Here is a 20,917-nt window from a genome sequence, read left to right on the forward strand (position 1 = left end):
GACCTAAATGGACATCAGATATGACCAGACTTACCAAACAGGTTAGCGGGCTGCTGGCCTGCATACTGACACTTTTTGTATTAACCGGTTGTGGCGGCTCGGATATTGAATCGGGTAGCAATAACCTGCTCACCTGCGACTCGCCGCTGATCCCAGATTCAACGGGTACACAGTGCGTCGCGCCGCCTCCCATCGAGTGCGACCCGCCAACCGTACCGAACGAAACCAATAACGCTTGCGTGGTGGGGGCCGATCCCACGTTACCTGCACCGGCATTCTTTCCAGGTGAATATCAGGCGGTGCTTTACTACAACCGCGGCTCTGTGGATGCCGATAACATTCCCAACGACCCGGCTTATGACGGCTGGCGTCTGCATACCTGGAATGATGAAACCTGTGATGCCTATGCCGATGCAGATACCGACTGGGCCAATGGCCGTCAGCCAACTGGCATCGATCCGAATTACGGCGCCTACTGGGTACTTGAGCTAAAAGGAAATTATGGCACCTGTCATAACTTCATTATCCATAAAGGCACCGATGATGCCGGAAAGGAAATGGGAGGAAGCAACTACGCAGGTTCGCTGGTCCAGGACGACGAAACGTTCACCCGCATGAACTTCACACTGTCTGGTGAAGCAATCATTTTCGAATTTCCGATTATTTCTTTAGGTGAACAACCCGTCGATGTTGAAGGTCTCGGAGCACATTGGCTGGATGTGAACACCATTCTGTGGAACGCGCCAGAAGGTGTAGAAACCGTTGAATTGCATTACAGCGAAACGGCAGGACTTGAATCTACCCTGGAAGATGGCCTTAACGGTGCGGTGCTGACGCTGACTGAAACCACCCTCACGGATGAGCAAATCGCGCTGGCGCCTCATCTGCAATCCATGCAGGCATGGCAAGGCGACTGGGATGAAGCTGCGGTGAAAGCGGTACTGAAAACCCAGACTGCAATCGGCGGCTACAACGATGAAGGCAAATTGGTTGCTGCAACGGGTATTCAGCTAGCTAACGTGCTGGACGTGCTATACACCAGCGGCGATGATGATGCCAACGAAGCCTCGCTGGGACCGGTTTATACCGACACCGGCATTTCTGCCGTGGTATGGGCCCCCACTGCACAACAGGTCAGCCTGCTGAGCTACTCTGACAGCAAGTCGCTGCAGAATACGTATCCGATGACGCTGGATGAGAATACCGGGATCTGGCGCTACGATGGCGACATGTCACTGGATCGTACCTTGTATCGCTTTGAAGTTACCGTCTATCACCCTGTTACCGGCGAGCTTGAAACCCTGGAAGTGACCGACCCGTATTCGGTTTCTCTCTCTACCAACAGCCGATTCTCACGTTTTGTGAATCTGTCAGATGACGATCTCAAGCCTGACGGTTGGGATACTCAATCGATTCCGACCATTGCCGATCCGGAAGATGCGGTGATTTACGAAGGTCACATCCGCGACTTCAGTATTCTTGATGAATCCACATCAGAAGCGAACCGGGGCAAATACCTTGCGTTCACGGAAGAAGGTACTGCACCGGTTGCGCACTTGCAGAAGCTGGCTAATGCCGGTATGACCCACTTCCACATGTTGCCTGCCAACGACATTGCCAGCGTGGATGAGAACCCAGCGAATGTGGTGAATATCAACGATACGATTGGCGATCTTTGTCGCCTAAACCGCAACGCAACCATTTGCGAAGAGGAGCCGGAAGGAACAGTAATTAAAGATCTGATGGAAAGCTACGATCCGGCCTCTGAAGGCGGTAAAGCCCAGGCGCTTATCGATCAAATGCGTGGCTATGACTCGTTCAACTGGGGTTACGATCCGTATCACTTCAATGTGCCTGAAGGCAGCTATGCCTCTGACGCCGAGGGTGTTCAGCGTATCGTTGAAATGCGCGCAATGAATATGGCCTTACATGAGATTGGTCTGCGGGTCGTGCTGGATGTGGTGTACAACCACACCAATGCTTCAGGCGTATATCCACGTTCAGTGCTGGATAAAGTGGTACCGGGCTATTATCACCGTTACGACGTGGAAACCGGCGCAATGGTACAGGAAACCTGTTGTGAAGATACCGAGCCCCGTCAGGCGATGATGGAAAAGCTGATGCTGGATTCGCTGCTGTTGTGGACCGAGCAGTATAAGTTTGACTCCTTCCGCTTTGACATCATGAGTCAGGCTACGGTTGATACCATGGTGCGTTTGCGTGATGCTGTTCAGGCTATAGACGAAGATAACTATTTCTACGGCGAAGGCTGGCTGAAAGAAGACAGAGGTTACGAGCAGGCCAACCAGATCAATATGGGCGGCACCCAAATCGGTACTTATAACGACCGCATCCGCGACGCTATCCGTTACGGTCATCTGTTTAACCCTGAAAGTGACGAAGCGCTGAGTGCACAGGATCGTCTCAAAATGGGCATGGCCGGTACACTCACCGACTATGTACTGGAAACGTCCGGTGGCTCTGCTACCACAACCAGTAGTCTGGGTGGTTACGGTCAGGACCCAGCCGACGTTATCAACTATGTGTCTAAACACGATAACGAAACCCTGTGGGATCAGTTTAACTACTCACTGCCTATGGATCTCACCCTCGAAGAGCGTGTTCGTGCACAGAACATCGGTATTACCTTACCGCTGATGTCACAAGGTATTCCGTTTCTGCAAATGGGGGGGGACTTCCTGCGCTCTAAGTCTATGGATCGCAACTGTTACGATGCCGGTGACTGGTTTAACTATGTGGACTTCACCTTCAATACCAATAACTGGAATATTGGTCTGCCGCTGGCAGTGGATAATTCCGCGCGCTGGGATGAAATGAGTGCGTTTATCTACGATGCTGAGCGTGCCGCCAGCATGGGGGAAATTGAATTTGCTTCCACGGTGTTCGATGAATACCTGATGATCCGCTCTGGCAGCAAGTTATTCCGCCTGACCACCATGGACGACATCATTCAGCGCGTGGGGTTCCATAACATCGGAGCCCGTCAGCAAGTGGGTCTGGTGGCCATGAGTATTGATGATGGCGTCAATGAAGGCAGTGAAACACCACTGACAGACATCGATCCTGCCGTTGATGCCATTATGGTTATGGTGAACACAGGCTACGAAGAAAAATCCATTACTGTCGCTACGGCAACCGGGTTTGAATTACATAATGTGTTGATGAACTCAGTAGACAATACGGTTCGTACCGCCACGTTCACGGAAGGGACCGGCGATGACGAAGGCAACGGTACCTTTACCGTGCCCGCACTGACCACTGCGGTATTCGTAAAACCGCAGATGGGGGCGCAAGGCTATGGCTTGTCAGCTTACGCCACTGCCGGTGCGCCGGATATTGTACCGTTCGGTGATACTGTTGCCTATTTACGAGGTGACATGAACGAGTGGGGCACAGAGTCACCGTTTACTTATCAGGGCGACGGCGTGTATACGGTTACGGCAACGCTAACTGCCGGCACCACCTACGGGTTCAAAATGGCCTCAGAAGACTGGGATACAGTGAACTTTGGTGCTGCGGACGGTTCTGATGGTATTGTCGCTCTTGGCGACGACATGGTACTGGGTGTAAGCAATACCAACCTGAGCTTTACGCCAGCAGAAACGGCACTGTATGAATTCCGTGTGGATGGTTCAGATACCAGCGTCCCAATCCTGACTGTCAACTATGACGAGCCATTTGCACCCACCACCGTTTATCTGCGTGGCGATATGAATGGCTGGGGAACGGACGATGCCTTTAGCTACCAGGGCGATAAAGTATACACTTTTGCTACTACGCTGGAGCCGGGCACCTATCAGTTCAAGATTGCGTCGGAAGACTGGTCTACGGTTAATCTGGGCGGAATGACAAATAACGAGTCAGATACTGCCGTTAACGTGGGTACAACCCAGTTCCTTGCCGCGACTAACGAAAATCTGGTGCTGACCATTGAGGCGAACAACAGCTATGTGTTTGTGCTGTCAGCGCGAAATGGTGAAATACCTACCATTGGTGTTTTCGAAGAGCAATTCTTTGGCGCAACGCCAGTATTTATTCGTGGCGGCATGAATTCATGGGGCACCGACAACGCACTGACGTGGCAGGGCGATGGCACCTATACGGCGGATATCGTGCTTAGCGGTGGTGCAACGGAGTTTAAGGTCGCCTCAGAAGACTGGAGCACGGTGAACTTCGGTAATCCAGATGGCGAAGCCTCAAACGAGGTGATGGTAGATGTTCCCAAAGTGCTAGGGGTCAGTAATAACAACCTGATGATTAATGCTGAAGCCGGCACCTACCGCTTCACGGTGTCAGGGCCAGATGGCAGTAAGCCTGTGATAACGGTAACGGTGCTCTGATATGTATCGATGATTCAGAGTGATTAGTGAGTTACCAAAACAAAAGGGCCGCTCAATTGAGCGGCCCTTTTTCGTATTTACTAGTCTATAGCGCTAAGGCGAACAGTTTAGGTGCTACATCGTGGTAGTCTACCGCCATGGCAATGCTGAGGATCGTGATGTTCAGTATGGAGAAGCCGAACACCTGACGCGCCCAGCGTGTCATGTCGATATCAGGGCGATAACCACGCAGTGCCATCAGCAGCCACCAGAAGCTGGTGGTACAGGCGACGGCCAGGAAACCAATACCTGTGTATCCTGCAATCGACAGCATCATGGTCACAATCGCGTATACCGCAATGTAAAGCACGATATGCAGTTTGGCTTTTTCGATACCTTCTGCAACCGGCAGTACCGGAATATTCGCCGCTTCATAATCTTTGAAACGGAAAATAGCGATGGCGTAAGAGTGGGGCATTTGCCACAAACTAAACATCACCAGCAGAATGGCAGCGGCAGCATCGAACTGGCCGCTTACCGCGCAGTAACCCACAACCGGGGGAACCGCACCAGACAAGCTACCAACCAGTGTGCCGTACACAGAGTTACGTTTCATATACAGGCTATAAACGCCCACATACACCACATAACCCAGTGCAGCGAAAAACACCGCAGTGGCGTTGGTGTACGCCACCAGCAGAGCAAAACCCATCACACCCAGCACAATGCCATGCCAGAATGCGGCTTTCAGCGACATTTCCCCGGTCACGGTAACCCGGGAGCGGGTACGTTGCATCTTGGCATCAATATCCCTGTCAATGCAGTTATTAATTGCACATCCGGATGCAACAACCAGTGATAAGCCAATCAGCGTTGCCGCCATCAGCATAAAGTCAACATCACCCCGAGATGCCAGCAGAAAACCACCGGCGACAGAGATTAGGTTGCCCATAATAATGCCGGGCTTAGTCACGGTTAAATATCGACGAAATACAGGTTTCATATTTCCAGTTTACCTCGCGTACGCTCAGAAAATGTACCAGCCAGCAGGCTAGTACATCATCATCGCGTTAGACTCGTAAATGATCCAGACAGACAGACCGACTACCATGAAGATAATCAGGGCACTGAACAGGAACGAGAACGTGCTTGCACGGCCATCTTCGGTAACGAAGTTCAGGTGCAGGAAGTATTTGAGGTGAACCCAAATCTGTACCAGACCTAAAGTAACGATACTCCAAATAGTGGTGCCTTTAGAGAAGTCGCCTTCCATAACCATCCAGAAAGGGATGACTGTCAGGATAACCGACAGAACAAACCCAATCACATAGGATTTCACATCACCATGGTCGTTTGCATGGCTAACAGCGTGAGAATCGTGCTGACTCATTACAGTGCTCCCATCAGATAAACTACGGTGAATACGCAAATCCAGACGATGTCCAGGAAGTGCCAGAACAGGCTTAAGCAGCTCAGGCGCGTAACAGTTTGATCTTTCAGACCACGACGCATCACTTCGATGATCATGATGGTCATCCAGATCAGACCAGAAGTTACGTGCAGACCGTGCAGACCAACCAGCGAGAAGAACGCTGTCAGGAAGGCACTGGTATCCGGGCCGTGGCCGTTTACGATCAGGTGATGGAATTCATAGATTTCCATACCGATAAACACCGCACCGAAAACCCAGGTCACAGCCAACCATAACAGCGTGCCGCCTTTGTTTTGCTTGTGCGCTGCAATCATGGCAAAACCGAAAGTAATACTACTTAACAGTAGTGCCGCGGTTTCAACTGCAACGAAGTCCAGCTCAAAGATGTCTTTACCAGACACGCCACCGGCAGTGTTCATAAACAACACTGCGTAGGTTGCGAAGAACGAGGCAAATAACAGACAGTCGGTCATCAGGTAAACCCAGAAGCCGAAAACGCTATTACTCTCGTGATGCTCGTGGTCGTGATCGTGATGCATATCAGTAGCTACTGAGCTCATGCGTTCACTCCTTTAGCATTAGCAGATAAATGCTCTGCTTCGATTTTCTCTACTTCATCAACCTGTACGTAGTAATCTACGTCGCTGGTGTAACAGCGCTTGATGAATACTGCGATACCGGCGATGAAACCAACAGCGGCCAGCCACCAGATGTGCCAGATAAGTGCAAAACACATTACCGTGAAGCTCATGCTCATGAAGAAACCAGCAGAGGTGTTCTTAGGCATGTGGATTGGGGCATATTTTTCAGGCTTCTGATACGCTTCGCCACGTTCTTTCATGTCAGTCCATGCATCAATGTCTTTGATGTGAGGAATAACAGCGAAGTTGTAGTACTGAGGCGGAGACGCAGTTGACCACTCTAGCGTGTGACCATTCCACGGATCACCCGTAGTATCTTTAAGTGCTTCTTTGTTCTTAAAGCTGATGAACAGTTGCAGCAACTGGAAGAAGATACCTGCAGCGATGATGAATGCACCACCCGCAGCAATGTACAGCCAGATGTTCCAGTCCGGGTTGTCAGTGTGGTTCAGACGACGGGTCATTCCTAAGAAGCCCAGTACGTACAGTGGCATGAACGCTACCATGAAACCAATCTGCCAGCACCAGAATGCTGCTTTACCGGTTTTCTCATCCAGTTTGAAGCCCATCGCTTTCGGGAACCAGTAAGCAAAACCTGCCAGGTAACCGAATACCGCACCACCGATGATGGTGTTGTGGAAGTGAGCAATCAGGAACAAGCTGTTGTGCAGTACATAGTCAGCACCTGGGATAGCAAGCAGTACGCCTGTCATACCACCAATGGTGAAGGTAACCATGAAGCCTAACGTCCACAACACAGGTGTTGTGATAGTCAGACGGCCACGGTACATAGTGAACAGCCAGTTAAACAGTTTAACCCCGGTCGGTACGGCGATAACCATCGTCATGATACCGAAGAAGGCGTTAACGTTTGCGCTGGAACCCATTGTGAAGAAGTGGTGTAACCAAACAATGAAGCCCAGGATTGCAATTGCACCCGACGCGTAAACCATTGACTTATAGCCAAACAGACGCTTCGCAGTGAAGGTAGAAATGATTTCCGAGAAGATACCAAATGCTGGCAGAACCAGAATGTAAACTTCAGGGTGACCCCATGCCCAGAACAAGTTGATGTACATCATCGAGTTCCCACCTAAATCATTGGTGAAGAAGTGGAAATCAAGATAACGGTCAAGCGTAAGCATCGCCAGTACTGCAGTCAGAATAGGGAATGACGCAGCAATCAGGATGTTACCCCAGGTACATGTCCAGGTGAAGATAGGCATTTGCATCAGTTTCATGCCCGGCGCACGCATCTTGAATACAGTTACCAGGAAGTTAACCCCGGTCAAGAGCGTCCCGAGCCCCGATATCTGCAAGGCCCATATATAGTAATCAACCCCGACACCCGGTGAATACTCCAGACCCGCCAGTGGCGGATAAGCAACCCAACCGGTTTTCGCAAACTCACCCACACCTAAAGACAGGTTGATAAGAATTGCACCACCAGCCGTCAGCCAGAAGCTCAGGTTGTTCAGGAACGGGAAGGCAACGTCACGTGCACCAATCTGCAGCGGAACGATGATGTTCATCAGACCCACCATAAATGGCATTGCCATAAAGATGATCATGATAACACCGTGCGCGGTGAAGATTTGGTCATAGTGTTCTGGCGGCAGATAACCTTCTGCGCCGTTTGTTGCCGCAGCAAGCTGCGTACGCATCATGATGGCGTCGGCAAAGCCACGCATAAGCATGATAAGTGCAAGCAGGATATACATGATACCCAGGCGTTTGTGGTCGATGGACGTGATCCAGTCGCGCCACAGCGGGCCCCATGCTTTGTATTTGGTGATCAGACCTGCGATCACCAGACCAAGTACTGCAACTACCCCAAGCGTAACCATTACGATTGGCTCGTGGTACGGTACAGCCTCAATAGATAATTTACCTAAAAAAGACATACTTACTCTTCAACCCCCATGTGATGGCCTTTGTGCTGCATCGCTTCGGCTTTTACGCCTGTAGCAGCATTAGCTGGCTTACCATAGAAATCCATAGAGCCATGATCTTTCATGTACTTCATGATGATTTCGTGGAACAGACCGTCGCTGACCGTGCTGTAATAAGTGACAGGGTGGTTTTCACTATCTTCAGCTAATTGCGTAAAGTTCTCAGAAGTCAGTGAACCGCCTTCTGATTTCACTTTCTGAACCCAGGCATCAAAGTCAGCTTCAGTTGGCGTTGCAATGGTGTCGAACTTCATACCAGTGAAACCTGCACCGCTGTAGTTTGCAGAAATACCTTTATAGGTACCCGGCTCATCAGCAATCAGGTGTAACTGAGTTTCCATGCCCGCCATTGAGTAGATTTGGCTACCCAACTGAGGAATGAAGAACGAGTTCATTGTGCCTTCAGAAGTGATTTTGAATGAAACTGGCTTGTTAGCCGGAATCACCAATTCGTTTACCGTTGCAATGCCTTGCTCAGGATAAATGAACAGCCATTTCCAGTTGAGTGAAACCACTTCAACGGTCATGTGCTCGCCTTTATCTTCAAGCGGAGCGTATGGGTCTAAGGCGTGGGTTGATTGCCACGTGATAATACCCAAAGCAATGATGATCAGAATTGGAATAGACCAAACAGTGGCTTCAATCTTGGTAGAGTGAGCCCATTTTGGTGTGTAGACTTCAAAATCGCGGCTTGCGCGGTATTTCCAGGCGAAATACAGCGTGAGTACAATTACCGGAATAACAACGATAAGCATGAGAATCGTACACAGAATAATCAGGTTCTTTTCTTCAATACCTACCTGTCCTTTCGGATCAAGTACGCCACCGCTACAACCGGCCAGTAACAGCACGATTGTGGCAAGAGCTAGTTTAGAAAGGTTACGAATAGACAAAAGCATTTTCCTATAACCCGGGTTCAACGTTATTGCCGCTGTGAGGCGACACGCGTAATTTTCCGATAGTGACTATCGAAGTTTTTCGAACAAGCGAACGCGACAGGAATCAACAATTGTAGTGACACGTGGCGCGCCGTTGATTACAGAGGTACCCGCAGGCACGTCTGTAATCACCAGAAATCACTTGTCAGAAGGTGGTGCTCGACTGCCGAACTGTTGCACAAACGGCTGTCGGTAGTCGTCATTAACGACCTTTAGCATTTGTCGGGACGTCACGATGCTCGCGCGGGTAAATAGCCCGGGACGAACAGGAATGCCCAACAAACATATAAGCAGGATTGCTGAAAAGAAGAACAACGACAGCGCTTCGTCCATCATTGCAAATGAATGGGGTTCAACAACTAGATTATCGTGCAAGGCACCGACGAACTCTGATGAGTCAGCCATGATGCCGCTAATAATAAGTGTAACGTTGAAAAGGAGAACCAGCGTCGCCAACCATAACACCACGCCAACACTTTTCGTGCTGTCGATTGCCGTACGGTTTACGAAAACCGCCAAGGCGTTTGTGGTGAAAGTAGAGGTGGCCATACTGTTAAATGTGTCCTCGTTTGGTCCGACGTAGTGTCGACAGAAAAATTCCATCGCACATAAAATTAGGTCTTCGGGCGTAGGAGAGTAGAGAAAAAATCGGTGCGACTCAAGAGGGGTAAAATGAAGATTCAGTAACGAAATAGTGTGCAGGTAGCTAGTGCATAAAACCCATTAACATTTTGTTTTCAAAAGTGACAATTTTGATCTGTATCAAAAAGTGTCAATGTGGATGATTTTTGACCATTGCTTCAACTAAAGTCCCATTGTATCGTAGCAAAAGCTAACCAAATTGCGAAAAGCCTTCCCCTTATAATCCTCACTTTTGTTAAGGGATTTACAACTGTGAAACAAAAGTTAAATGGTCTAAATAATCAGATAATCTTCTGAACCCTCCCAAATGAAACGCATAAGTCTGTTCAAAAAACACTCGTTAGTAAAGGTTTTGTGTTTGTTCCACGATTTTCATTATGAATTTGAGCGAGGACCTTCTTCGGTAGGTGGGTACGCAATCTTCCGAAATTGGCAGCTAAGTGGCATCTAAGTACTGCCGCAAACCCCCGTTCACCTGAATCTGTGAGCCAGGTAATAAAAAGCTACTGGCAAAGCGTAGACTTTCTTTATAGACTGCGGCCTTTACAACAGGTTTCCGATGAATGTAGCAAACGCATAAAGAGCCCATAAAGAGGTTTTGCTACAGGACAGGCATCGGAGAGGAAATTTAAAAGGGTTCGAGAATGTCTCAAAACAAAGTTGGTTTAGTTGGCTGGCGCGGTATGGTCGGCTCGGTGTTAATGCAACGAATGCAGGAAGAAAACGATTTCTCATTCATTGAGCCAACCTTTTTCACGACCTCTCAAAAGGGTCTGCCAGCGCCGGATTTTGCCGGTAAAGATTGCGGTGTGTTGGAAGATGCTTCCGATATTGAAGCGTTGGCGGCGCAAGACATTATCATTACCTGTCAGGGTGGCGACTACACCAAAGACGTTTACCCGAAACTGCGCGAAGCAGGCTGGCAAGGATACTGGATTGATGCGGCGTCTGCGCTGCGCATGAAAGATGACGCCGTTATCGTACTGGACCCGGTAAACCGCGGTGAAATCGATAAAGGCCTGGAAAATGGTGTTAAAACCTATGTGGGCGGTAACTGTACCGTTTCTTTGATGCTGATGGCGCTTGGTGGTCTGTTTGAAGCCGATTTGGTTGAATGGGCAACGCCAATGACCTATCAGGCGGCGTCTGGTTCTGGTGCCAAGCACATGCGCGAGCTGTTAAGTCAGATGGGCGCCGTGCATGGCAATGTAAAAGAGCTTGTGGAAGATCCGTCATCAGCGATCCTGGACATTGATCGCAAGGTTGCTGAATTTATCCGTTCTGACGACAACCCGACCGAACAGTTTGGTGTGCCGCTGGCAGGCAGCCTTATTCCGTACATCGATACGCAGTTGCCTTCTGGTCAGAGTCGTGAAGAGTGGAAAGCGCAGGCGGAAGCCAACAAGATCCTTGGCACTGAAGCGTCGCCTGTGCCGGTAGATGGTTTATGTGTTCGCGTTGGCGCCATGCGCTGTCACAGTCAGGCAATTACCCTGAAGCTTAAAAAGGACATCAGCGTTGAAGAAATCGAAGCGCTGCTGGCTAAGCACAACGACTGGGTAAAAGTGATCCCGGACGATCGCGATATCACCATGCAGGAACTGACACCAGCCAAAGTAACCGGCACATTGTCTATTCCGGTTGGTCGTATTCGTAAACTGACCATGGGGCCAGAATACATTTCAGCGTTCACTGTGGGCGATCAACTTTTATGGGGCGCAGCTGAACCCTTGCGTCGTATGCTGCGTATTCTGCTTGGCAAATAAACGCGGATGTAAATAAACGAAAGGCGATGAGGTTTCATCGCCTTTTTTGTTTGTATTGGCAAAACTCAGCGTTTGTATTGGGTAGGGCAATACGCTCGGGTAATGCCCGGTGGGCGGATTTTCAGATGTTTGGTTTGTCTTCCACTCATTCGCTTACGCCACATTCTGAACGACGATGACTTCATTTCTTTGCGCATCAGCTTAACCACCGCTGATTCATTCAGGCCGTACAATCGCTCAATAGCCTCAAATGGAGTGCGGTCCTCCCACGCCATTTCAATGATTCTGGATATGTCTGATTCTGTCATCACATTTTTCCGCGCCGAAAAAACAAAAGCATAATAAAAGCCGTTGCTGATTTCTGCAGCACTGAGCAAGGTTTAATAAAATTTAAGCTTTAACGAGACAGCACGGAATGAATATGGGGTAGAGTGCGGGCATTCCAATAAGGATGGCTTTATACTGCCGCCAGATTGATCAAAGGGAAGTTACTATGAGAGCCTGGGTTGCCGACGCCATCCAAAAAATTAATGCTGATTTTCAGCGTTCTGCAGACACACATCTAATTAAACTGCATGGCCTGAAATTAAACGGCATCGATATTTACCTGAAAGACGAAAGTACGCACCCTACAGGTAGTCTGAAGCACAGATTGGCGCGCTCTCTATTTTTGTACGCGCTCTGCAACGGCAAAATTAATCAGGGCTCCACTATTGTTGAAGCCTCATCGGGAAGTACCGCTGTTTCCGAAGCGTATTTTGCCCGCATGCTGGGTATTCCTTTTATTGCCGTTATGCCGAAATCTACTGCACAGAGTAAAATTAACCTGATCACCCGTTTTGGGGGACGTTGCCATTTTGTTGATTGTCCTACTCAGATGCATGATGAGGCACAGCGTTTAGCCGATGAATGCAACGGCTATTTTATGGATCAGTTCATGTTCGCAGAGCGGGCTACCGACTGGCGGGGCAATAACAACATTGCGGAAAGCATCTTTGGACAAATGTCTGCCGAGCCTCACCCAGAACCGCACACCGTGGTGATGAGCGCCGGAACGGGCGGGACGTCCGCCACAATAGGTCGGTTTATTCGTTACCGCGGTTTGAACACCCGACTTGTGGTAGTCGATCCCGAACATTCCGTTTTTTATGACAGTTATCGCACCGGCGATAGAACGTTGACCAGCGACCGTGGCAGTAAAATTGAGGGAATTGGCAGACCTAAAGTGGAAGCCTCGTTCCAGCCCGATGTGATTGACGACATGATAAAAGTGGATGACAGAGCGAGTATTGCCACCATGAGATGGCTGGCAAACATTGCGGGCATTAATGCCGGCGCCTCCACAGGCACCAATTTATGGGGCGCGTTACACGTTGCCGCTGAAATGGAAAAGAAAAATGAAAAAGGCGCTATTGTTACGCTCATGTGTGACAGTGGAGAGCGCTATACCGATACTTACCACAATGCCGATTGGGTTAAATCAACCTTCGGCGATATCACTGAATTCGAACAGCAATTAGCAAAATTCGCCTGAGCCGACTGGCAAAATCTACACTTTAGACAATACTCTTTTTCATAAGCGGTTATTAGAATAATTGAATGAACAGAGAGTTGAACAAGGTGCGAAGGGCGATTTTTTTCGTCAGCGTGGTAGTAACAACCATGCTGACGCCGTGCGCGAGCATGGCAAGTGAAGATTCCTCTATTGAGTTTTCTGGCTTTGCCCGGGTCGTTGCCGGTTACCTCGATACTGATCAAGCCTACTTTGAAGGCTATGAAGATGAGCTCACTTTTACTGAAAAATCCCTGGTCGGGTTTCAGGCAGATTACATTGTCACCGACAAAGTCTCTCTTTCAGGACAATTACTACTCCACTCAAACAGTGATTTCCAATCTGGTCTGGAATGGTTGTATCTGAGTTATGAACCGACACCCGACTGGCAATTGAAGTTAGGACGTCTGCGTACGCCTTACCTTAAGTATTCTGACGTTTTCGATGTGGGTTATGCTTATCCCTGGATTTCAGCACCCAGACAACTCTACGGCAGCTATCTTTTTTTTCCTCGCTATGAGGGTGTCAATCTACGTTACCGCTTCAGCATCAAAGACGTTTATATCGATGTAGAAGGATATTATGGTGAATTTACCGACGATATTATTGTCAATGGTGAGAGCTTCCATGTAAATGCCAAAGATATGTACGGTGGTATTATTGAAGCCAATTACAATGGCTGGCAGTTCCGTGTCGCAACTTTTGACGTCGCTTCTGTAAAGGCCGGCGCAACTGGGCTGGGGGATTTAAGAGATGGCCTGCAACTAGCTGGTTTTCCCGCATTGGCAGAGTATTTCAGTATCAACGGAAGTACTGATGCCATTTTGTATGGAGTAACTTACGATAGCCTTGACTGGTTTACCACGGCTGAATACGTCGATGTGGAATCCGATATTCCCATTCTGGCGGGAATTCAAAATTACTATGTCACCGTCGGAAAATACTTCGGTGACTATCAGTTACTAGTGACATACGCAAAAGCTGATCAAACTCTCACTGAACTTGATAATACGATTCCTGGCGGCGTTGACCCATTTCTCGATTTGCTTTCTTTGGGGGTCGATCAAGCGGCCGCTCGTTTTCCCACTGATGTACTGGATTCTGTAACGGTAACCGGCCGCTGGGATTTTAGTCCAGGAGTGGCTTTTAAAGCGGAAGTCTCTTTTCTCAACGGCGAGTCAGATAAAACATCTCTGTTTCAGTTAAAGTCAGGTTCCGAAGATTTCGACAGAAAAGCCGTGCTTTATCAGATTGGTGTGGAGTATGTATTCTGATGAAGCTGATTAATTTCTCATTACTTCTTTCTATGTTGATTGCTTCGTCACCTTTAGCCGCATCGGAAGAAATCGTTGTGGTTGCAAATCTGTCGGTCCCCGCGAAAATGGAAAAGCACGAAATCCGTAATTTATTTATGGGTGGAGCGTCGTCGGAATTTGAACCGGTCACACTTAAACCTGGGTCTCACGAGCGTCTCATTTTTAATGCAAGGGTCGTCGGCTTAACAGAATCCCGTATTCAGTCTTACTGGGCACAAATGCGTTTTAGTGGAAGAAATAAAGCACCTGTACAGGTTTCTACTATTGAAGCTATGAAGCAATTTTTGCTCGAGAATGAGGGAAGTGTAGGTTATTTACCTGCCGATGCTAAAGTACCTGAAAATCTAACTGTGCTTTATACATCGGGTTAAACTTTCGTGTGAGTGAGCGATATCCGAGTTTTAGAACTAGGTCGAAGTGAGTTCGGGCAATAGATTAATATCTGCCGCAAGCGTACTGATTGGTTCCGGTTTTCCGTAATAATAGCCTTGTAAGGTTTGGCATCCGTGCTCAATAAGGAAGGAGGCCTGCTCAAGTGTTTCCACGCCTTCAGCGCAAACCGTCAGCTTAAGGTGTCGTGCCATTTCAAGAATAGTCACAGTAATGAGTTCTGAACGCTGAGAAACCCCTATCTGACTAACAAATTGGCGGTCTATTTTAAGGGTGTCGATATTAAACTCGGTGAGGTAGCTTAAGGATGAATAACCTGTACCAAAATCATCCAGTGCGATTTTGCATCCGTACGTCCGTAAATCTTCGAAGAACTTATTACCAGCCTGAAAGCTTTTAAGGTAAGCCGACTCGGTAATTTCAAACTCAATGGCACTGGCGCGCTTACCTAACAGCTTGATTTTCTCCAGAACAAACCCGGTGACAGAGTCATCTTTTAAGTCATTGGCAGACAAGTTGAGCGATATTGAAGTGGACTCACCATATTGCCCAAGAATTTGATCGATATCGTTGCAGACTTGCTGCACAACCCACTGTGTGATGGCCGATACCTTGTTGCTTTGTTCGGCGATGGGAATGAACTCTGCCGGTGATACAATACCGAGGTGTGCGTTGTACCAGCGAATTAGTGCTTCGAAAGCGACGATATGACCGGACTGATTCACTTTAGGTTGGTACACCAGATAAAATTCATCGTTTTCCAGCGCGCTAATAATGCTGGTGGAAATGCGGATTATCCGATGGTTGTCGTCCTGCATCATGCGGGTGAACAGCGTGAATTGTCCGCGTCCATTTCTCTTTGAGTGATACATGGCAATGTCTGCATTACTCATCAATGTGGTGAGGTTATATTCACAGTCTTTCGCCAACGCCACACCAATGCTCGCCCCGGTTTCGAGCCGCCACTGATCAACAAACTGCTCTTCATTAATAACTGATACTAATCGATTCGCCACCTCTTCAACTTGTTCAAATGTGGTTTCCGAAGACAGAATAATCACGAATTCATCGCCACCTAAGCGGCCAACAATATCGTCCGTGCGTAGGTTTTCACTAACCAAGTCGGCAATTTTACACAGGAGTTTATCGCCAACATCGTGACCGAATGAATCATTAACCATCTTGAAGCCGTCGAGGTCGAGGAACAAAAGGGCAACATTACTGTTTTCCCGCTTGGCCCGTGATAATTCGATGCTCAGGCACTTCATCAGGAACTGACGGTTTGGCAAACCGGTGAGCGTATCGAAATTCGCTAGCTTCTCCATTTGTTCTTGTTGCCGAGTTAGCAGCTTGTTTTTCTGTCGATTCAGTTCGGCTTGCTTATTGATGTCTGACATCATGCTATTGAAACCGTGAGTTAAGGCCTTAATCTCCGTTTTGCCCTCAACATTGACTTCCACCGCGTAGTCCTTGGTTTCTTCTATGCGTCGCATCTCATCTATTAGTTCAAAAAGCGGAAGCAGGCTACGCCGTTGCAATTCAATCACACAAAACACGGCGGCAAGCAAAATGAAAATCACGAACGGCACAATGGACGAAATAAAGCGTTGCTGACTCGCTTTTAGTGACTGCTCTATCAAATAGGATATGACAAGCTTGCCCTGGGGAAGGGCAGGGTCGCCGATTATTCTTACCACTCTAATATGGCTTTCTTCTACAAAAAGGCCGTGCTGCAAAGAAAACAGTTGTCTATCAAAGGCCGGGTCGCTTTCGGACTGTTGCACCGTATGTTCATCTGATGCACTGCCAACATAAGCGGTGAGTAATTCGCCTTGCTGAGAAAAGACCTTGGCAAACTCCACGTTGTCGTATTCGTCTAGTTTCAGAAGAATGCTCAGTAAAGAAAATGTGTCCTCAGAACTCGACATAAACGGCAGTAAATCGTTAGCAAGGTTTTCAGAAAGGGCGTTCAGTTCCTTAGACACAAAATCTTCGTACAACCCTTCGTACACGCGAATGGAGACCCACATAACTAGTGCGCTGATAACAGTAATCGAAATGAGTGTGATGGCCGCAATTTCTGTACGAAGACTCTTCAATTTAACTCCGGAGGTAACGCGTTTTATTTTTTATTTATATTTTTCAGTATAGTCATTTGTGCAGGACTCGCCCGAAAGGGTGACTTTTTAATCGTTAATTTTTTGAGAAACTTAGCCGCGCTAATCCTTACGGATAATTGTTGTATGTCTAACAGACAAAAGCGGCGTTTTTAGCAGAATGATTAAAAAATAAACTGGCTATTCCCGACAACTACTGCTAACATCTTTTCTGCCTTTCGAAGGTTCTATTCAATTTGTAATGCTATATCTTTAAGTTCTTTGTAAGTCTTCCAAGCATCACTTCCAGAAATCTACAGATCTACGCTTGTTCCAAACCTGATAGCCCTTCTGTGCATCATGGGTTTTTTACCCACAATTTTTAAATTTCTGGAGTATTTTATGTCTACAGCAACTGGTACTGTAAAGTGGTTTGACGAAGCTAAAGGTTTTGGTTTTATTTCTCAGGCTGACGGCGGCAAAGATGTATTCGTACACTTCCGTGCGATCAAATCTGACGGTTTCCGTACTCTGACTGAAGGTCAATCTGTACAGTTCAGCATTGAACAAGGCAACAAAGGTCCGCAAGCTGCTGACGTTGTTGTACTTTAATTAAGTCACCACTTAATTAAAATTACGGGAGCTCTTATGAGCTCCCGTTTTTCTTCCGTAATACCCTTCTTCTCTATCTATTTTCTCTGAGGTTTACATGCAGTTTTCCCAACTGGGTTTAAGCGCGCCGTTACTTAAAGCGGTCACCGCTCTCGGTTATACAACTCCGTCTCCCATTCAGGAGCAGGCGATTCCAGTTATTTTGTCTGGCAAAGATGTGCTGGCAGCCGCTCAGACCGGTACTGGTAAAACCGCAGGCTTTGCCCTGCCCATTATGGAAAAACTGGCAGCGAGTAATAAGCCTCGTGGAAACAGCGTACGCGCACTTATTCTAACGCCCACCCGTGAACTGGCGGCGCAGGTTGAAGACAATATTCGTGGCTTTAATCAGTTTCTGAATCTGAAAACCACCGTGGTATTTGGTGGTGTAGGAATTAACCCGCAAATGAAACGACTGCGTGGTGGTAGCGACATCCTGGTGGCCACACCTGGCCGTTTGCTCGACCTGTATCAGCAGAACGCAGTGAAATTCGACCAGCTTGAAGTATTGGTTCTTGATGAAGCCGATCGTATGCTCGATATGGGCTTTATTCACGATATTAAGCGAGTACTGAAATTACTACCAGCGAAACGTCAGAATCTGATGTTCTCTGCTACGTTTAACCCAACAGTTACCGCACTGGCAGAATCTATTACGCAGTCGCCGGTTAAGATATCGGTGACGCCGCCGAACACGACGGTGGAAGAAGTACAGCAGCGAATCGTGAATGTGGACAAAACCCAGAAAGTGGGTGCGCTTACTGCATTAATAAAACGTAATGCATGGTCGCAGACGCTGGTTTTCTCCCGTACGAAACATGGTGCAAACCGTATTGCCGACAAGCTCACTCGCGCCGGTATACCCAGTGCAGCGATTCATGGCAATAAAAGTCAGGGCGCGCGTACTCGGGCGTTATCTGAATTTAAAGACGGTACGGTAAAAGCACTGATTGCCACCGATATTGCCGCTCGCGGTATCGATATTGCCCAACTTCCGGTGGTGGTAAATCTGGATTTACCGAACACCGCCGCCGATTATGTTCACCGTATTGGCCGAACAGGGCGCGCCGGTGCTAGCGGTCAGGCATGGTCACTGGTCAGCGCTGATGAACTGCAGGAGCTGAAAGACGTGGAAACACTCATTCAACAGCTACTGCCAAGAGAAACCCTAGAGGGATTTGAGCCGTCAGCAAAACTGGCTGAAACCAAGCTTTCTGCGCCGAAAAAACCTAAAAAGCCAAAGAAACCGAAACAACCTGGGGTAAAGAAAGAAGGCGGTGAAAAGCGCGCTGACAATGCTAGACCAGCACGTCGCAAACCGGCTCGCAGACGCCCGCAGCGTGCGGCTACTGGTTCGCACGCCAACTAAATTAGTGTATAGTGCGTGGCCTGAAATTTAGTCAGTAACCCTTTCCAGAGATCTCTATGAGCGGACAAATCGATACCCAATCTTTGATTGCCTCTATGGGCGATGTCGTCGGACAAAGCTATCTGCTAACCGATACCGAGAAAAAACAGCCTTACACCAAAGGATTCCGGTTTGGCTCAGGCGAAGCCCTCGCCGTAGTGCGACCTGCAACCTTGGTTGAAATCTGGAAAGTACTGAAGCTTTGTGTTGAAGCCGATGTTGCGGTTATCATGCAAGCTGCAAACACCGGTCTTACCGGTGGATCTACGCCAGACGGCAAAGACTACGACAGGCCGCTAGTGATCATCAGCACCATGCGTATCGACCAAATTCAGCTTATCGACGAAGGTAAGCAGATTGTTGGTCTGGCGGGCAGCACGCTGTTTGGTCTGGAAGAAAAATTGGCCCCCTATGGTCGTGAACCCCATTCGGTGATTGGTTCATCCTGTATCGGTGCATCCATCGTGGGTGGTATTTGTAATAACTCTGGTGGCGCGCTGGTAAAACGTGGTCCGGCATACACTGAATTGTCGTTGTTCGCGCAAATCGATGAGAGCGGCAATCTGTCACTGGTGAATAACCTCGGCATTGAGCTGGGCGATTCGCCGGAGGAAATACTCGCTAATCTAGAGCAGCAAAATTATGCTGCAGAAAGCGTGCAGTTCCCAGAACTGCGAGCATCAGACAACGAATATGATGAGCGTGTACGGGATGTAGATTCTGACACACCGTCACGGTTCAATAACGATGGTCGCCGCCTGCACGAAGCCTCAGGCTGTGCCGGAAAGCTGGCTGTATTCGCTGTGCGCCTGGACACGTTTCCTATTCCTGATAAAAAGCAGGTGTTCTACGTAGGGTCGAATGATTCTGCGATGTTCACTAAAATCCGCCGCGATATTCTGTCTACGTTTAAGAATCTGCCAGATTCCGGCGAATATCTGCACCGCGACTGTTATGACGTATCCCGTAAATACGGCAAAGACATGTTTATTGTGATCAATAAACTAGGCGCGAAGTTTATTCCTAAACTGTTTGCGTTCAAGCGTAAGTTCGACGCATTTACCGACAAGTTTGGCTTTTTGCCGAATAAAATGTCTGATCGCGTGATGCAATACATGAGCTATCTATTCCCTGGGCATCTGCCGGCGCGCATGGAAGTGTACCGCGATAAATATCAGCATCACTGGATTCTGGAAATGAGTAACGATGGGGTAGACGAAGCCCGCGCGTATCTCACCGAGTTCTTTAAAACCAACGAAGGCAGCTTCTTCGAATGTACCGAAGATGAAGCCGACAAAGCGATTCTTCACCGCTTCGTGGCGGGGGGCGCTATTGGCCGTTATCACATCATGAACAGTAAAGATGTCGGCGCCATGATGACCATCGATGTGGCGTTACGTCGTAACGATCCGGACTGGTTTGAAGTGTTGCCGAAAGAGATTGATGAGCAGATCGACACCAAACTCTACTATGGTCACCTGTTTTGTCACGTCATGCACCAGAACTACGTGTTGAAAAAAGGTGTAGACGCGAAGAAGCTGAAAAACCAGATCCTCGATACCTTCGATGCTCGCAACGCCGAATATCCTGCTGAGCACAACGTGGGTCACGAGTATTTCGCGAAAGACGCATTGAAGTCGTTCTATCGTTCACTGGATCCGACGAATAGCTTCAACCCAGGCATTGGTAAAACTACCAAGTTGAAAAACTGGGTTGAGCATAGCGATGGTTGCTGTGGCGGGCATGATTAATTGTCCTAATGGCTCTACTGAGTAGAAAATCCAACGGATCTT

Annotated in this window: 16 protein-coding genes; 8 read left to right on the top strand and 8 right to left on the bottom strand. The window is 48.3% G+C overall.

The annotated features are described in order from the left end of the window. Window positions 1–20: 20 nt before the first annotated feature. A complete protein-coding gene (locus tag ACXAGX_RS04600) occupies window positions 21–4,361 on the top strand; it encodes an alpha-1,6-glucosidase domain-containing protein (protein ID WP_474836861.1) in 4,341 nt (1,446 codons plus the stop codon). An 85-nt stretch (window positions 4,362–4,446) separates the two neighbouring features. Here ACXAGX_RS04600 and cyoE read toward each other — a convergent pair whose 3' ends face one another. From cyoE to ACXAGX_RS04630, 6 genes are all read right to left on the bottom strand, one after another. Then, window positions 4,447–5,343 (bottom strand): heme o synthase, encoded by an 897-nt coding sequence (gene cyoE, locus ACXAGX_RS04605; protein ID WP_070126333.1) that lies wholly within the window; start codon window positions 5,341–5,343, stop codon window positions 4,447–4,449. A gap of 48 nt (window positions 5,344–5,391) precedes the next feature. Further along, the gene (gene cyoD / locus ACXAGX_RS04610) at window positions 5,392–5,730 is read right to left on the bottom strand and encodes a cytochrome o ubiquinol oxidase subunit IV (RefSeq protein ID WP_070126334.1); all 339 of its coding nucleotides are present in this window, start codon (window positions 5,728–5,730) and stop codon (window positions 5,392–5,394) included. Next, entirely contained in the window at window positions 5,730–6,332 is a 603-nt protein-coding gene (gene cyoC, locus ACXAGX_RS04615; RefSeq protein WP_474820487.1) for a cytochrome o ubiquinol oxidase subunit III, read from the bottom strand. Before cyoC ends, cyoD begins: the two co-directional genes overlap by 1 nt. Continuing rightward, a complete protein-coding gene (gene cyoB, locus ACXAGX_RS04620; protein WP_474820489.1) occupies window positions 6,329–8,317 on the bottom strand; it encodes a cytochrome o ubiquinol oxidase subunit I in 1,989 nt (662 codons plus the stop codon). Before cyoB ends, cyoC begins: the two co-directional genes overlap by 4 nt. Window positions 8,318–8,319: 2 nt before the next feature. Further along, the gene (gene cyoA, locus ACXAGX_RS04625; protein WP_070126363.1) at window positions 8,320–9,258 is read right to left on the bottom strand and encodes a ubiquinol oxidase subunit II; all 939 of its coding nucleotides are present in this window, start codon (window positions 9,256–9,258) and stop codon (window positions 8,320–8,322) included. A 183-nt stretch (window positions 9,259–9,441) separates the two neighbouring features. Then, window positions 9,442–9,852: a hypothetical protein gene (locus tag ACXAGX_RS04630; protein WP_070126337.1), complete on the bottom strand. Its 411-nt coding sequence runs from the start codon at window positions 9,850–9,852 to the stop codon at window positions 9,442–9,444. A 737-nt stretch (window positions 9,853–10,589) separates the two neighbouring features. Between ACXAGX_RS04630 and asd the strand changes: the two genes are divergently transcribed. After that, window positions 10,590–11,711, top strand: coding sequence for an aspartate-semialdehyde dehydrogenase (gene asd / locus ACXAGX_RS04635; protein WP_474820496.1), 1,122 nt, complete (start codon window positions 10,590–10,592; stop codon window positions 11,709–11,711). A 65-nt stretch (window positions 11,712–11,776) separates the two neighbouring features. Here asd and ACXAGX_RS04640 read toward each other — a convergent pair whose 3' ends face one another. Then, the gene (locus ACXAGX_RS04640) at window positions 11,777–12,019 is read right to left on the bottom strand and encodes a TIGR03643 family protein (protein WP_474820500.1); all 243 of its coding nucleotides are present in this window, start codon (window positions 12,017–12,019) and stop codon (window positions 11,777–11,779) included. A 185-nt stretch (window positions 12,020–12,204) separates the two neighbouring features. Between ACXAGX_RS04640 and ACXAGX_RS04645 the strand changes: the two genes are divergently transcribed. The 3 genes from ACXAGX_RS04645 to ACXAGX_RS04655 all read left to right on the top strand — a co-directional run bounded on the left by ACXAGX_RS04645 (window position 12,205) and on the right by ACXAGX_RS04655 (window position 14,950). Beyond that, a complete protein-coding gene (locus ACXAGX_RS04645) occupies window positions 12,205–13,245 on the top strand; it encodes a PLP-dependent cysteine synthase family protein (protein ID WP_474836863.1) in 1,041 nt (346 codons plus the stop codon). Between the two features lie 65 nt (window positions 13,246–13,310). Next, window positions 13,311–14,537: a hypothetical protein gene (locus tag ACXAGX_RS04650; protein ID WP_474836865.1), complete on the top strand. Its 1,227-nt coding sequence runs from the start codon at window positions 13,311–13,313 to the stop codon at window positions 14,535–14,537. Further along, window positions 14,537–14,950, top strand: coding sequence for a hypothetical protein (locus ACXAGX_RS04655; protein ID WP_474820511.1), 414 nt, complete (start codon window positions 14,537–14,539; stop codon window positions 14,948–14,950). Before ACXAGX_RS04650 ends, ACXAGX_RS04655 begins: the two co-directional genes overlap by 1 nt. Before the next feature lie 36 nt (window positions 14,951–14,986). Here ACXAGX_RS04655 and ACXAGX_RS04660 read toward each other — a convergent pair whose 3' ends face one another. Beyond that, on the bottom strand, window positions 14,987–17,068 hold the full coding sequence (locus ACXAGX_RS04660; protein WP_474836867.1) for an EAL domain-containing protein: 2,082 nt from the start codon (window positions 17,066–17,068) through the stop codon (window positions 14,987–14,989). A gap of 399 nt (window positions 17,069–17,467) precedes the next feature. Here ACXAGX_RS04660 and cspE point away from each other — a divergent pair, with 399 nt between their 5' ends. From cspE to dld, 3 genes are all read left to right on the top strand, one after another. After that, window positions 17,468–17,677: a transcription antiterminator/RNA stability regulator CspE gene (gene cspE / locus ACXAGX_RS04665; RefSeq protein ID WP_474820519.1), complete on the top strand. Its 210-nt coding sequence runs from the start codon at window positions 17,468–17,470 to the stop codon at window positions 17,675–17,677. A 97-nt stretch (window positions 17,678–17,774) separates the two neighbouring features. After that, window positions 17,775–19,085: a DEAD/DEAH box helicase gene (locus ACXAGX_RS04670; RefSeq protein ID WP_474836869.1), complete on the top strand. Its 1,311-nt coding sequence runs from the start codon at window positions 17,775–17,777 to the stop codon at window positions 19,083–19,085. Window positions 19,086–19,141: 56 nt separating this feature from the next. Further along, a complete protein-coding gene (gene dld / locus ACXAGX_RS04675; protein WP_474836871.1) occupies window positions 19,142–20,875 on the top strand; it encodes a D-lactate dehydrogenase in 1,734 nt (577 codons plus the stop codon). Window positions 20,876–20,917: the final 42 nt, after the last annotated feature.

This window comes from Alteromonas sp. ABV4_515, assembly GCF_056160345.1.